The 15,939-nt window shown below is 42.9% G+C and carries 7 protein-coding genes; 4 read left to right on the forward strand and 3 right to left on the reverse strand.

Going from position 1 to position 15,939, the window contains the following annotated elements:
* Window positions 1-8,351 (reverse strand): calcium-binding protein (locus PHR02_RS04165; protein WP_299989363.1); only part of this gene is annotated, 8,351 nt, incomplete at its 3' end.
* A gap of 269 nt (window positions 8,352-8,620) precedes the next feature.
* On the opposite strand from PHR02_RS04165, the gene PHR02_RS04170 reads away from it, so the two are divergent.
* Window positions 8,621-9,187, forward strand: a complete 567-nt coding sequence (locus tag PHR02_RS04170; protein WP_299989366.1) for a hydrogenase-4 component G — start codon at window positions 8,621-8,623, stop codon at window positions 9,185-9,187.
* A gap of 9 nt (window positions 9,188-9,196) precedes the next feature.
* Here the strand turns inward: PHR02_RS04170 and mscL are convergent, their stop codons facing one another.
* Complete coding sequence (mscL, locus tag PHR02_RS04175) at window positions 9,197-9,634, reverse strand: large conductance mechanosensitive channel protein MscL (protein ID WP_299989369.1); 438 nt, start codon at window positions 9,632-9,634, stop codon at window positions 9,197-9,199.
* A 149-nt stretch (window positions 9,635-9,783) separates the two neighbouring features.
* Here mscL and PHR02_RS04180 point away from each other — a divergent pair, with 149 nt between their 5' ends.
* Together PHR02_RS04180 and PHR02_RS04185 are read left to right on the forward strand one after the other, a co-directional pair.
* The gene (locus PHR02_RS04180) at window positions 9,784-11,061 is read left to right on the forward strand and encodes a nitrate/nitrite transporter (protein ID WP_299989372.1); all 1,278 of its coding nucleotides are present in this window, start codon (window positions 9,784-9,786) and stop codon (window positions 11,059-11,061) included.
* A 90-nt stretch (window positions 11,062-11,151) separates the two neighbouring features.
* Window positions 11,152-12,792: a bifunctional protein-serine/threonine kinase/phosphatase gene (locus PHR02_RS04185; protein WP_299989375.1), complete on the forward strand. Its 1,641-nt coding sequence runs from the start codon at window positions 11,152-11,154 to the stop codon at window positions 12,790-12,792.
* 7 nt (window positions 12,793-12,799) lie between these two features.
* On the opposite strand, the gene PHR02_RS04190 is transcribed toward PHR02_RS04185, so the two are convergent.
* Window positions 12,800-14,836 (reverse strand): diguanylate cyclase, encoded by a 2,037-nt coding sequence (locus PHR02_RS04190; protein ID WP_299989378.1) that lies wholly within the window; start codon window positions 14,834-14,836, stop codon window positions 12,800-12,802.
* Between the two features lie 583 nt (window positions 14,837-15,419).
* Between PHR02_RS04190 and PHR02_RS04195 the strand changes: the two genes are divergently transcribed.
* Complete coding sequence (locus PHR02_RS04195) at window positions 15,420-15,848, forward strand: hypothetical protein (protein ID WP_299989381.1); 429 nt, start codon at window positions 15,420-15,422, stop codon at window positions 15,846-15,848.
* Window positions 15,849-15,939 lie beyond the last annotated feature (91 nt).

Here is a 15,939-nt window from a genome sequence, read left to right on the forward strand (position 1 = left end):
AAAATAACGCTTTGTGCCGCATCTTGAGAAAGTTTGAGTGTCTCAATAAGGCTAACCCCCGTAAAATCACCATCTGTTAACGTATCTGCAGTTGTAATCTCTAAGGTATCGGTTCCCGCTCCACCATCGATCGTATCTGCTGATGTAAGGTCTGTCCCTTTGGTTTTGATCGTGTCATTACCTGCACCCGTAGTGATACTCATCGTTTTATCTGAAGTCATCCCTTGGATATCGATGGTTACTGCATTCGCTGATGTAACTACTGCCGCCGCATTAATCGTAACGATCCCTGCTGCTGTCCCCTCTGTTCCTAAAATAACGCTTTGTGCCGCATCTTGAGAAAGTTTGAGTGTCTCAATAAGGCTAACCCCCGTAAAATCACCATCTGTTAACGTATCTGCAGTTGTAATCTCTAAGGTATCGGTTCCCGCTCCACCATTAATACTATCCGCTGAAGTAAGGTACGTCCCATTCATTTTTATCGTATCATCGCCGAGAGCTGAGTTAAGGGTGATAGCACTGTTACCCAGAGTAATGATATCAGCTCCACCGCCTGTATTGAGGATAAAACTTGCAGTAATAGCACTAATATCTACGGTTGCAATCGATGATGTTAATGCTGTCGCATCAATCGTTCCCAATCCAGCAGTAACCATTTTGGCACCTACCGCAATGTTTTGAGCTTCATCTTGTGTAAAGAGTATTTTATGAATACCGCTATTTGCAACATTAAAATCATTATCGATAAGAGTATCTGCTCCTGAAAGCTTGAGCGTGTTATTACCATTTCCAAATTGCAATAAATCTGACGCACTCAGATGGGTAGCTTTCATAGTGATTTCATCATCACCTGTACCCGTTTTTACGGTCATATTAGCATCACTTCCCATGGATGATATATCCATGGTCAATTTAGAACTCTCCGTCAGTAGTGTTGCGTCCACCGTAGTAATTCCAGCAGCTTTTCCTAAATCACCAATAATCAAAGAATGGTTGTAACTCTCTTCATATTTAAGAGTTTCGATTTCAGAAACAAGGGTGAATGCGCTGTCAACTATTGTACTTCCGGCACCATTTTTGATAGAAAGAGTATCGTTTCCTCCATTCCCATCAATAGTATCTGTTGCCGTCAATTTTGTACTGTTTACGATAATTGTATCAGCGGCTCCACCACCTTTAACGGTCAAATTAATATCAACATTCCCCGTTTTAACTGCTGCCGTCGCATCCAGTGTCAATTTACCCGTTGTCAGTCCAGATGCATCTACTGTCGCAAATAAATTATTAGCAAAATTCGCACCGATCGTGACACTTTGATCTGCATTAGCTGCAATCACAAGCTCTTCGACGTTTGTCATCCCTGCTAAAACATCATCGGTTAATGTTCCTGCCGTTGTCACACGAAGCTTATCGGTACCGCTTCCACCATCAATCGTAGCAGGGGAACCGGTTGTCACATTTGCATTAGAGATATTAATTGTATCATTTCCGGCACCTGCATTAACGATATTGGTCGATCCACCCAAGGTGATCGTATCATCTCCACCCGATGTTTTAACCGTTGCCGTAGTGGTGAGAGTTCCTAATGCACTGATATCGATCGTCGCAGCTTTAACACCGGTTGCGGCTTGAGCATTGACTTCCAAAGATGTCCCTATGCCGTCTTTAAGTGTTAACGTTGTCGCAAAATCGCCCAAGGTGATTTTATCAATACCGCTAAGTCCGCTTTGAAGTGCCGTATTGGTCATATTAACGGCATCGGTAAATTCAAGAATATCGGTACCTGTACCCAATGCAATGGTATCTGCTGCAGTTAAATCAGCAGATGCCATTTTGATCGTTTCATTACCTGCTCCTCCTGTCACAGCAATATCTTTGGCACTGAGCCCGGAAAGATCGAGAGTAACAGCATGTGCTGTAATAATTGCAGAGCTATCCACTTTTAAAAGATTATTGGTTTTAGCATTGCTTCCAAGCGTTACCGATTGCGCATCAGCATGATCACTTAATTTAAGAGTATCAATATTGGTTACACCAGTCACCATATCATCACTAACAACTGCTTTATCGGTGATGTGAAGCGTATTGGTATCGGCTCCACCGCTTATGACATCGGCACTGGTTAAATACGCACTTGCTACTTTGATCGTATCGTTACCTGCACCGGCATTGATTGTGTCAATACCCTGCCCCATAGTGATAGTATCAGTACCACTTCCTGTGCTAACAGTTACACCGGTTCCCATATTAGAAACATCAACACTCACCGCAGAAGTAACAGATGTCGTGTCAACTTTATTAATTCCTGCGGCCCCCGCGTGTGTTGAAGTAAGTGTAACCGATTGACCTGCAGCGTCGGTGGTCAATTTCACCGTTTCCAATCCGCTGACATTATCAAACATCCCATCGGTAACCACTGCCGTGCCTGAAATTTCTAATGTATCGGAACCGTTACCGGTGTTGAGCGCATCACTGCTATCAAACGTAGCTGCAGTGATTCGAATGATATCATCACCACTTCCCGAATCGAGCGTATTGGCACCTTTTCCTAGCGTAATAACATCTGCGCCACCTTTAGTTGTGATGCTCAAAGCTCCTTCCTGAGCTGCCGCATCGATTGTTACGGCTTGGGCATAGGTAATCGACGATCCGTCAATTTCGCTGAATTTTCCATCTGCAAGGGTTAATGATTGAGTCGCATCAACATTCGCTAATTTAAGCTTTTCAAACCCACTAATACTTGCCATATCTGCTGCAAGCAATTCGGATGCTGTTGTCAATTCAAGTATATCGGTTCCCGTTCCTACAGTAAGCGTATCACTTGTCGTAAGATCAGCACTTGCCATTTTAATCGTTTCGTTACCGGCGCCACCGGTAACCGTTACATTGGTGGAGGTCATACCCGAGATATCTAAACTAACGGTTTTTGTTGTCGCTACTGCAGAGGTATCTATGGTTACGATTCCGGCTTGTTTGGCTTCTGCACCGAGCACTAATACCTGTCCGGTTTGATCTGCAAGGACAAGTTTTTCGATTCCGGTTACATTGGTAAAATTAGCATCTGCAAGATTTGCAATACCCGTTAAAATCAATGTATCGTTGCCATCTCCACCGCTTATTGTATCGTTAAGATCGAGCGTATTGGCCTGAATGGTGATAATGTCATCTCCCGCTCCAGATTGGATCGTGTTGCCACCAGTTCCGGCAGTAATGGTATCGACACCACTTCCCCCTTTTAACGTAATGGTTCCATCAAACGCATTAGCATTGATAAGATTCGCACCGCTTGTAGTCGATGCATCCACAGTAGTAACCCCGCCTGCTTTTGCATTAGTACCGACCGCAATAGATTTATCCCCCGCCCCAGTCAAAGCAATTGTCTCGAACCCGGTAATAGCAGCGAGTTGTGCATCTCCAACAGCAGTATCTTCTGTCACTTCAAGAATATCGCTTCCATTTCCCCCAGAGAGGGTATCAGCATTTCCATCCGCTAATGCTGCACTGGTAATGATCACTTTGTCGTTTCCATCACCCACAGTGACCGCATTAGCACCACTCCCAACCGTAATGATATCAGCGCCAGTACCGGTTGTAATCGTTAACGCATTTGTAAACGCACTCCCATCAATCGTTACAACACCGGTAATTGTTGAGGCATCTACCGTGTTGAGTACAGCGCTATTCGCAAGAGTCAACGTTTGAGCATTGCTCGCCGTTGCATCGGAAAGCTTGATCGTTTCGATATCACTTACACCGGCAAAAACTGCCGAACCAAGATTTACCTGATCAATGAATTCGAGAGTATCCGTTCCGCCATTACCGTCCAACACATCGTTAGCACTCAAATGAGCGGCTTTGGTTTTAATGGTGTCTTCACCTGCTCCGGTTGTCACACTCATATTTTGATCGGTTGTCATTCCTGAAAGATCTACTGTCACTTTATTACTGCCACTCAGTACTGAGGCATTAACCGTTGTAATTCCTTGTCCACCATTGCGTGCTTCTTCACCCAATGTAACCGTTTGATTATCAGCATCTGAGAGTTTAATAGTTTCAACACCGGTAACATTAGTAAAATCACTATCAATCAAAGTGACGGCACCTGAAAATTCTAAAGTATCACTCCCCAAATCGCCAGTAACAGTATCGGCACTGGTGAGATGTCCCGCTTTCATTTTAATGGTGTCATTACCGTATCCGCCGGTAACACTCATACCGACATTGGATGTCATCGTACTCATATCGACCGTTAATGTTTTAGCAGCCGTTTTCATCGCAGTCGCATCAACCGTTCGGATTCCGGCATTAAGAGCTTTGTCTCCCAATACAACATTTTGAGAATCATCGATGGTCAATTTGAGCGTTTCAACATTGCGCACACCCGTAAAGTCATCATCAACCAACTCACCCGATGTTGCGGTAGTTATCTCAATCGTATCGGTTCCGCTTCCCAAGTCGATAGAATCTGCAGAGGTCAAACTCGCAGCAGCCAGTTTAATCACATCGTTTCCGCCACCCAAATCAAGAGTATCATCCGTTGCTCCGAGAGTTACGGTTTCTACCCCTGTACCTCCTTTAATCGTTACCGCTTCGCCGATCCCGGAGGCATCGATTTTTGCTCCGCCTGTTCCGGTTACTTCGATATTTTTGATATCTTTTAGGGCAGCCTGAGTACTTAAAGTCAAATTGTATTCACTGTTTTCACTCAAACGAAGTAATTCTATATTGCTAACTTGGGTAAAGGCCGCATCAGCTATAGCGGCATTAGTTGAGGTGATTTCAAGGATATCTTTACCGGTTGTCGTATTTGCCCCTCCATCGATGCTATCAGAACTATTAAAATATTCACTCGCGATTTTGATAACATCATCTCCAGCACCGGTAGAGATCGTATCATTGCCATGACCGGATGTAATCGTATCGTTACCGCCAACAGTCGTTATGTCCATATTATTAGTCATATCCGAAGCGATGATCGTTACACTACCATTTGCCAACATTGCAGAACCATCAACCTTGTTAATACCAGCCGAAGAAGCATTTGTACCTAATGTGATTGTTTGCGCCGTTGAATCATCGGCAAGTTTAATCGTTTCTACTTCTTGAACATTTACTAAGTCACCATCAATGATATCTGCAGCATTAGTGAGTTCAAGTGTATCGATACCACTCCCACCGATAAATGTCATCGTACTACTAATGACACCATTTGTTACTTTTAGGATATCCGCTCCTGCACCGCCGGCTACTTTAACCGTTTGTCCTTCATAACTGCTATCCAAAGTCACGCTTACTGTATTGGCTCCACTCAATGCCGAAGCATCAATATTTTTAATCTCTTTCGCTTCCGCTGCACTGCCAAGAGAAATCGTTTGGTTATTATAATCGGAGAGTTTTAACGCTTCAAAATTCGATACTTTTGTAAAGTTACTATCGACTAATGCTGCAGCGTCCATAATCACCAAGGTATCCGTATCAGCACCACCATCAATGGTATCAGCACTGGTAAGATTAGCCGTGTTGATTTTTACCGTATCATTTCCTGCCGCAGTTGCAACTGTTGCAACACCACTTCCTAAGGTAATAATATCAGCCCCTGCCGCTGTTGTAATTTTAAGGGGAAGAACACTCATTCCACTCGCATCAATCGTCACACTGCCCGCAGAACTAGCATCAACTTCTAAAATCCCTGCTTGTTTTGCTTCTGTCCCAAGAGTGAGTTTTTGCCCATCTCCGGCTGCGAGTTTGATTTTTTCAACATTAGTTACATTAGTAAACGCTGTATCAATGACATTAATAATATCGGTAAACTCAATCGTATCGGTAGCACTTCCACCATCGATAGTATCGCCCAAGGTAAGGTGTGAACCTTTCATTTTAATGGTATCAGCACCGGCAGCTGTTTTAATTGTCAAATTCGAATCATTGGTCATATTCACAATAACTGTTTGTGCTTTAGTGGTCGTTGTATTTAAACTGGCATCGATCGTTTTGAGTCCAGCGGCTCTCGCATTATCACCGATCGTTACTGTATTAGCTGCATCCGTAGCACTCAGTTTGAGTATTTCAAGTCCGGTAGAATTGGTAAAATCGGCATCAACAATTTCATCTCCCGCCAACGTTGCTTCATCAGTGATTTCTAACGTATCACCTACAGCGGTATTAGTACCCCCCTGAATAGACGTGGTAGTTCCGAAATCGGCAGCAATCATTTTTACGACATCATCACCTGTACCACCTTTTACCGTCACACCAGTAGTGGCAAACGCAGTTAAATCAGCAGTCAATGCATTAGTGTTTGTTACAATAGCAGTACCATCGATTTGTGTAATACCGGAGAGTTTTGCATTCGCGCCCAGGGTTACTGTTTGAGCGGCATCTGCACCTAATTTAATAATATCAATGGCATTTGCAGCACCTGCCATTTTCGATTCAACTGTTGCAGTTCCATCAACTACCGCATCGGTAAACTCAAGCGTAACATCACCAGTTCCGGTTACCGTATCGGCACTTGTAAAATCATCATACGCAACTTTGACGGTATCGGTTCCGGCTCCTAGAGTGACCGTATCGGTTCCCGCTAACAGATTGACCGTATCATCTCCTGTACCTGTTCCGATAGTGTTCGTCCCTGTTCCGGCAGTGATAGTATCATTCCCATCTCCAGAAGCTATCGTAGTGTCTCCATTACCCGCAGTAATAACGTCGGCACCACTTCCAGTATTTATAATCAGTGCAGTGGTTTCTGCTGATGCATTGACCGTAATATTCCCTGTTGCGGCAGTTGCATCGACTTTTGTAAAGTCATTTGACGCATTCAATGTGACCGAAGAATCACCAGTCACTGAAGAAAGTTTTAGTGTTTCAATCTGTGTAATCGTTGCTGCGATTGCCGCTGTACCTGCTGTCGTGATTTCAAGAGTGTCAAAATCAGCTGTAGCGGTTGCATGACCGGTAATCGTATCATTACCAGCAGCCAGATTAGCTGCGGTCATTTTAACGGTTGTTCCACCTGAACCTGCTAAAATAGTAAATGCAGCGTCTGTGGTCATCGAAGACAAATCTACCGTAGCCGCACCGGTTGCCGCTGTAGTCGCCAAATCGATTTTGGTTATCCCTGCGGCTTTGGCTTTATCACCCAATGTGACCGTTGTCGTCGTTGCGATCCCTTCCAAAACTTCTACATTCGATACATTTGTAAATGCCGTATCGGTAATACTGACACCATTGAGGATGATTTTGTCACCCGTCCCTGCACCGCCGTCGACATAATCGTCACTGTCTAAATTTGTACTTGTTACGGTTAAGGTATCATCACCATCACCCAAAAGGATTTTGTCATTTCCTCCACTCAGCTTGACGATATCGGCACCCGCACCGGCATTAATAACCAAATCGTAAAAACCTGAAGCGGCGGTATTAACCGTACGTGCCGAAGCATCGATCGTATCAATATCGGTGCCTCCATTGATCGTATCAATACTATTGGACGCACCCAAGGTGACACTATTCGCATTATTTGAAAGCGTTAAAATCTCAACACTAGTCAATTTTGACAAATCGGTATCACCCAACGTTACAGCGGCTGTCACATTTAGAATATCTCGTCCAGCACCACCGTTTACGCTAACAGTTCCCATATCTGCAGCAGTTGCAATAGTGATCGTATCAGCTGCTGAACCTAGTGTAACCGTTTTAATCGTACTTCCCAACGTCAAATTGATTGCGCTGTTGGCATCGGTAGCATTAAGTACTTCAAATTTTTCAAGCTGACTAGCTGTTTTCATATCAAGTGTCAAAGCACCCATACCCGTTTTAACAAGCAATACATCATCACCCGCTAATGGATCAAACGCTATCGCTCCGGTAGAGTAAATAATCGTATCGGCACTTGCGCTCCCCACAAGCGAATATGCAGAAGTATCCGATTCAGTATACGTTCCCCCAAACGTATATGTTAACGTCCGCGCATCAGCAACGGTACCGCTTGTATCGGCTTTGATTGTTAGAGACTGTAAAAGTGTCTCAACAATTGCAGTCGTAACAGAAATTTGAGTAGAAAGAAAAGTAATCCCCAATGTACGACCATCACCCCCATCCCATGTACCGATATCACTCCATGTCGATCCGGTATCGGAACTGTATTGGATCGTATTCGTCGCAGTAACAAGGCGTACTTGAGAGGCACCACTTCCTGTTTTAATCCCTATTGTGTCGTATTCGGTCAAACCGCTAATCGTTAACGTATCACCTGTAACAAACGTAAGTCCAGCTGCTATCGCTGCACTGCTATCGATTAAATCATCTGTTGTTCCAAGAATATGGGCTTTATCTGCAATTGCTACTGCCATGGGGGATCCTTTTTATTGAAAGAAATGTATCATACTTTATAAATGACACTAAAACACGTCTATAAAGTAATATCGACAATTCTTTAAAGACTCTTTAATGATTGAGATCATATATATGCAAAACAGCAAAAAGTGATCCAAAACCACGCTTCAATGATATTTTTATACAACCATTATGCCGACTAAAAGATATGCCGTCTATTGTACTTGAGTACAATACAAATTATATTTTTTTGGCCGATATGTATTTATACAGTCCAAAAGGAGCAATGATGCAAATTGGAATCGGTACATCTATTAACCCATACAGCCAAAGCGCGTTGGGATTAAACGACAAAGAGACCCAAGATTTTAAAGAAAAAATCAAAAGCGGTGAGATTTCAGGTAGAACCCTCTCCCAAGCTTATCTCGTCGAATACAGCCTCAAAATCGAGAGCTATTCATCGAGTAACCTCCAAGCCCAAAGTGCTCCGTTCGATTTGGACAAGGTTAAAGATATTCTTAGCTCAATCGATTTTACAGCGATCGGTTATAGCGGTAAAGCAATCGCTGATATGAATCCGGATGAAGCTGCGTCACTTGTCAGTGAAGAAGGATTTTTTGGGGTTACTCAAACGTCTGAGCGTTTAGCTGATTTTGTTCTCATGGGGGGAGGAGATGATGTTGAACGACTCAAAGCAGGTCGTGAGGGGATCATTCGCGGGTTTAACGAAGCGGAGCAAATTTGGGGAGAGAAACTCCCTGATATTTCGTATGAAACACTGGACAAAGCACTCGCTAAAATCGATGATAAAATCAGTTCTTTAGGCGGAAGTGTTCTCGACACCACCGCCTAAACACAACAATTATTGTGCAGTCCCGCAATGAGGGCATTTTTTTGCCGCAAGCGGGATATCCATCGCACAATCAGGACATACTTTAGTAGTTGGAGCCGCTGGCTCAGCTGCTGGTTCTGCGGCTTTGAGTTTATTATACGCTTTTACCATCATAAACATAACCCATCCCAAAATCAAAAATGAAATCGTATCATTAATAAATACACCCAATTTGATAGCAGGAGCTCCTGCTGCGTCTAGGGCTGCCAATGAAACATACTCTTTTCCATCCAATGCGATGAACAACGATGAAAAATCAACTCCACCCATTAGCAACCCGATCGGAGGCATAATGATGTTAGCAACCAATGATTTAACAACCGTAGCGAATGCCGCACCAAAAATAAACCCTACAGCCATATCGACAACATTTCCGGTAATGAGAAATTGTTTAAACTCTTTGAGCATGAGAAACTCCTATTTTTAATAACTAAAATAATTGTATCACAAAAATGTTTGTGCAATGTGTGCTTAATTTTTAATCATCCATATCCATTTTTTCTTCAATTATTGAACTACAATTATTTCAGATAAAAAAATCCTAATTAGGAGAAGAGATGAAATTCGGTGATTTAAAAAAAGAGGGGCATTGGCCAACGCTGTTTGCCGCTTTTTTGTATTTCGATTTTAGTTTTATGATGTGGACGATGCTCGGGCCTTTGGCTACCGAGATCAATGAGTCTTTAACCTCACGCGGTTTTACGATGAATGACGACCAGATGGCAACACTCCTCGCGGTTCCGGTTCTCGCAGGAGCGATATTGCGTCTGGTGTTAGGGATTTTCGTCGATAAATTCGGGCCGAAAAAGACGGCTTTGGTCTCGCAGGTGATTGTTATCGCAACACTGTTTTACGGATACCTAGCGGCTGAGAGTATCACGTATGATCAGTTGTTATTCGTGGCATTGGGATTAGGATTCGCAGGTGCATCGTTCGCCGTTGCCCTCCCTCAAGCGGGTCAATGGTATCCGCCGCGTCTACAAGGGACAGTTTTAGGAATCGCAGGTGCCGGTAACATCGGTGTTGTCATCGACTTTTTGTTTGCCCCGAAGATTGCCGAGATTTGGGGATGGCCTTCGGTCTTTCTCGTCGGCGGAGTACTATCCTTTATCGTCCTCATCGCCTATATGTTTATGGCAAAAGATGCTCCCTCATCGGTGTATAAAGCCAATCCTAAAAAGCTCGGTGATTATATGAAACTGATGCGCGATCGCGATACATGGTGGTTTAACCTCTTTTATGCCGTCAGTTTTGGAGGGTTTATCGGGTTTGCCAACTACATGAAAGTGTATCTGATGAACACCTACCAAGCCGATATGTCAGCCTTTGGTCTAAATGTCATGGATGAGAGCAATGTCAAAGTGATCGCCGGATATTTCGGTGCGCTCTGCATCTTTGCCGGGGCATTGCTTCGTCCCGTCGGTGGTGCCGTCGCTGATAAAATGGGGGGGATTAAATCGCTTTATGTTTTTTATGGCAGTATTGTAATCCTTGCTCTTATCAGTGCATTTGTCACATTGCCATTTTGGGCAGCGATTGTCGTGATGTTTTTGATCATGGCGAATTTGGGAATGGCAAACGGTTCGGTGTTCCAACTCGTACCTCAACGTTTCGGTAAAGACATCGGCGTCATGACCGGTCTGATCGGTATGGCAGGGGGATTAGGCGGAACAGCTCTGATCAAAACCTTCGGATGGTCACAAGGAGCCTTTGATGGCTATGCCGCAGGATTTGTAATCTTTGCGGTAATGACGATGATTGCCTTATCGGGAATCAGTTTGGTTAAAACACGATGGCGTACAACATGGGGCGCCGTTTCCGGCGCGCGGATATAATAATCCCCGTTCGCCCTGAGCTTGTCGAAGGGTTCATGGTTCGACAAGCTCACCACGAACGGATAACAAATATCAAGACCAAGGCTTTTTATGCTCTCTCTCCAATCTTCCGAATTCATCCTCCCCAAAGACGCTACCACAGGGGATGATGCCTGTGCCTACAGTATCATTGATAATGCTCTGCTGGTGAGCGTGTTATGTGATGGGGTCGGAAGTGCCGCACGCGGGGGGACTGCCGCCCGTCAATGCGTCAAATTTTTCATCGATCAGTTCAAAAACCGCCCTCGTGCTTGGGATATCCCCAAAACGATGGAGGTCTTTACCCGCCATATCAATTCTCTCCTCTTTAAAGAGTCAATGACCCAGTATGGGAAGATTGAACTCCTCACGACACTCTGTCTGGCGGTAATCGAAGGGGAAACACTCTACACCCTCAATCTCGGTGATTCACGTATCTATCTGCTCAAAGCAAATGGAGAGTTCCATCGTCTTAGCACGGATCACACGATGGATGATGAGTACATGTCCCATGTCTTAACCTCAGCATGCGGTTTGAGTGAAAATATCGAGCTCTCTATCCTCTCTACCCCTATCGGTGTCGGTGATATTCTGATTCTTTGCAGTGACGGTGTTTATAATCTCTTAGAAGAAAGCAGCTTTAGCGATTTAATTCAAAAGGGATTAGGTGCTTCAACCATCATTCATAATGCTTCCCAAACCTGCGAGCCAAAAGATCGCGATGATATGAGCCTCCAGATTTTCCGTATCGAATCTCTCGATCCACTCTATGCGATCAAACATGCCCCGCTCATCATCCCCGAAACCCTGAGTGAGGGACAAATCATTGACGGCTATACTCTCCTCTCTCCTATGATGGAGCATAAACGTATTTGGAAAGTACGTAAAGACTCAAAACGGTATGTGATGAAATTTCCTCTGAAAGCGGATGATGAGGAATCACTCGATGCCTTTGTCCATGAAGCATGGTATGCCAAACAGATTAGCCATAAAGCTTTCGGCCATGCATGGGTTCCAGAGGTGCGAAGCATGCGCTATTACCTGATGGAACTGGTGGAGGGGGTGAATCTGTTAGAGTATCTCAAAAACCGTACATTGTCGGTGGATAATGCCATAGCTTTGGGAAAATTTCTCCATAAAGCCGAAGCTCATCTCCTCCATTTAGGACTTGTTCATGGAGACATAAAGCCTGAGAATATCCTCGTTTACCAACGAGATGGTGAAGCGGGAGTCGAATTTAAAATGGTCGATTTTGGCTCCATCGTCGAGATTTTCTCATCCAATTCCCGCGCAGGAACCCCTACCTATCTCGCACCTGAACGATTTAATGAGAGTGTTATTAACGAATCAACCGAAATCTTCTCGATCGGGGTCACCCTCTATTGGGCGCTTACGGGAAAATTTCCCTACGGAGAGATTGAACCGTTTCAAACCCCCTCCTTTAAATCACCCAAACGCCCCGCCAAACTCAACAACAATATCCCGCTTTGGCTCGATTCCATTATAATGCGCTCTATTGCCATCGATTCATCAAAACGCTATACCCACTACTCCGAACTTTTTTACGATCTTAAATCACCCGAAAAAGTAAAACCCTATTTTTGTACTTCGACACCTCTGATCGAACGTTCCCCTATTACTTTTTATAAAATCGGGTTTTTAATGCTCCTTGTACTCGAAACTTTTACCTTTTGGCTTTATGTATCAAAGTAAAAAAAAGTCACTCAATAGAGCCCACTTGGTTTCTACCGTTTGCTTTTGCGATATACAGCCCTTCATCCGCACGCTTAAAAAACTCATTAAAAGAGTCATCCTTAGTGAAAGTACTGATTCCTAAGCTGATCGTAATCCGCCCGACTTCCGGATAAATGGCTAGTTCAACTGCGTGGCGCAATTTTTCGGCAAGTTCATGGATATTTTTTGGATTCGTACCCGGACTTAAAATCAAGAACTCCTCACCTCCCCATCGGGCAAAAATATCATTTTTCCGGATATTCGACTGTATCACTAAAGCCACTCCCTTCAGCACATCATCTCCGATATCATGACCGTACCTATCATTCACCGATTTAAAATGGTCTAGGTCAATCATTATCATTGAAAGAGGGGATGAAAACCTACGGGATCGCTCACTTTCGAGTGCAAATAATTCTTCAAACTTATGACGGTTATAGATGCCTGTGAGGCTATCGATCATAGCGATACGCTCCACTTCCTGATGTAACATCGTCTCTTGTGTAACATCTTTTCCACTTGAAATAAACCCAACAATTTGCTGATTATCATCTTTGAGTGGAGTGATAGTTTTTTTCTCATAATACAAATCACCGTTCTTTTTTCGGTTGATCAGCGTATTACGATAGACTTCCCCGCTTAAGACTGTTCTCCACAGCTCTTTATAAAATAACACATCATGCATTCCCGATTTTGAAATACGCGAATTTACTCCGATAACTTCCGCTTGGGTATAGCCCGTATGACGGCAATATGCACCGTTTACATACGAAATATTGCCAAATTTATCTGTGATATACAAAATATCATCGACCTGTTCCATCGCTTTAGCAAGATTTTTATATTTCTTTTCAGACTCTTGCAAGTTCTTCTGAATTTGATACTCCTCGGTAATATCCCGAGCCGTCGACAAGGTTCCTGTGACACTTCCCCCTTCATCCCAAAGAGCTTGACACCACCACGCCAAAAGACGTTTTTCACCATCACGTCTCCGCTGCCAGCTTTCGACATAAACAGCATGATTTTCACCATCAAAGAGAGGCTGAACAATCGTATAAACATCTTGTTCCCCTTCGAAATAAAAAGAAGCCTCTTTTCCGATTACCTCTTCTCCAAAAAACTCGATCCCGATATGATTAGCCCAAACATACCGTTTCTCAATATCGACTTGCATAATCATGTCAGGAACAGCGCGTAAAATCCCCTCCGTTCTTTGATGCAATTTGGAAAGTTCATTGAGTGTCAGCTGTTTTTTACGGTAGAAATAAGCCAACGAAACGCTCCCGATCCCGGCCAGTACTAGCCCCAGTACCGTTAAGATGGAAAGACGGACTAATAAAGCATCGGTTTTAATATAAAGTTTTTCTGTGGGAAGTAATATAACGGCTTTCCATATCGGGTCTTTGATATTTACCGATGGACGAATCGTCATAAAGGACCATAGCCCTTTTTCATCGACAAATTGCCCCTCTTCCGCTTTGCTAATCCGCTGCCATACAGATGGATAGCGATGTGCAAGGGATAGATGATTGCGATTGAACATAAAACCCCATTCATCGCTCTTTTTCACCCCTTTTAGCCAGTACCCATCACTATTGAGCAACATCACATCCCCATTCGAAAGAGAGGTGGCATCAATGAATTTACGGATTAATTCATCCCCTAAATAGTTGATGATAAATATCCCTTTTTTATGACCGTCTTTACCTATAACCGGTGTCGCAGAACGGATCATCGGCTTATAGGGAGTTTCTATTTTTTCATTCTCCACATTCAGATCAAATAGAGAAAAATAGGTTTCCCCTGCCTTATGCTGCATTGCATCCGAAAAATAGTAACGCCCTTCTTTATTTTGAAGATATTTAGAATCAATAAGAGTAGGAGAACCCCTATTAAAGTTGATTCGCAACCGTTCCATACCACTTTCATCGAGCCATCGAATCTGATCATAAACACGACGATTTCCCATCACAAATTTGAAATCATGACTCAGGTCCTCCACCTTTTCAGATGAGCCGGTCATAATATAATCCTCAAATTCATGATAATGAGAAAGATACTGAACATCATACTTAACTCTATCCAAAGCTTGAGTGATAGAATTTTTTCCCATATTCAAAATTGCAAATTGATTCGATGCATTCAGTCTATATTCTTGTTTTTTTTCAGCATCATAATTGTAAAGAGCTACCCCGATGATCCCTATCGCAATAGGAAGAAATAGAACAGTTATTTGTAATAAAAAATTTCTACGACAACATTTGATAAATTTTTTTAACATAAAACCTACTTCCTCACACCTACTTCTTAAAATATACCATCATATCCATTTATATCGTCATTTATGGATAATTATGATCTGTAATTCTAACAAAATATCCCCGTGAGCCGATAATCTAAGCTACAATTACACTAAGCAGATCTCATTGCTCAACGCTTTGAAAATTTTGAGCTTTTCTTCCATATCCAACATCTATCGCTTTTTGACACTCAATGATGAACAATTTACTAAATCCAAATTCAAGCGAATGGGTTTTACCTAAACGATGTTATAATGTTTTTCATAACCAAGATGCTTTCAAACGTCCGGGAAAAGGTTTTTTAGAATGTTAGGCTCTCTATTTTCTTTGTCAATCGGCACCCTTCGAACACAAGAATGGAAAGTCGGGATATTTATTTTCTTCCTAACCGCCATTCTATCCGGAAGCGTGATTTGGCATCTTGATGGGATGCGGGTAAATGAGATAAAACATCACATTAAAGATATCTCTACTGAGAATGCTTTTCGTTTACATAAAGATATCGATCAAATTATGGCATTGAGCTATACGATTGCTTCGACGGTTCAGGAAGACGGGAGTAGCAAGGATTTTGAATTCATCGCGAAAAAAATCATCGCCCATTACCCTCTTATTTCTGAAATCGCTCTTGTTCCAGATGGTATTATCAAACATGTTGTCCCCCTTGAAGGAAATGAAAAAGCAGTAGGGTTCAATTTACTTACTCAACTTTCGCACATAGATTTTGAAGTTTAATCTATCTACGAAAGCCCATAAATAGGCACTTTTAACTATAATTTTGTTCTCTACAACATCATTATAAAGGGCTTTTTTATGAGTCTTGATA

Source organism: Sulfuricurvum sp. (assembly GCF_028688295.1).
In the GTDB taxonomy this organism is placed as follows: domain Bacteria; phylum Campylobacterota; class Campylobacteria; order Campylobacterales; family Sulfurimonadaceae; genus Sulfuricurvum.

Coding starts and splice junctions, on each gene's coding strand:
- PHR02_RS04170 (WP_299989366.1), top strand. CDS start 8,621: ATGATGCAAATTGGAATCGGTACATCTATTAACCCATACAGCCAAAGC.
- mscL (WP_299989369.1), bottom strand. CDS start 9,634: ATGCTCAAAGAGTTTAAACAATTTCTCATTACCGGAAATGTTGTCGAT.
- PHR02_RS04180 (WP_299989372.1), top strand. CDS start 9,784: ATGAAATTCGGTGATTTAAAAAAAGAGGGGCATTGGCCAACGCTGTTT.
- PHR02_RS04185 (WP_299989375.1), top strand. CDS start 11,152: ATGCTCTCTCTCCAATCTTCCGAATTCATCCTCCCCAAAGACGCTACC.
- PHR02_RS04190 (WP_299989378.1), bottom strand. CDS start 14,836: ATGACCGGCTCATCTGAAAAGGTGGAGGACCTGAGTCATGATTTCAAA.
- PHR02_RS04195 (WP_299989381.1), top strand. CDS start 15,420: ATGTTAGGCTCTCTATTTTCTTTGTCAATCGGCACCCTTCGAACACAA.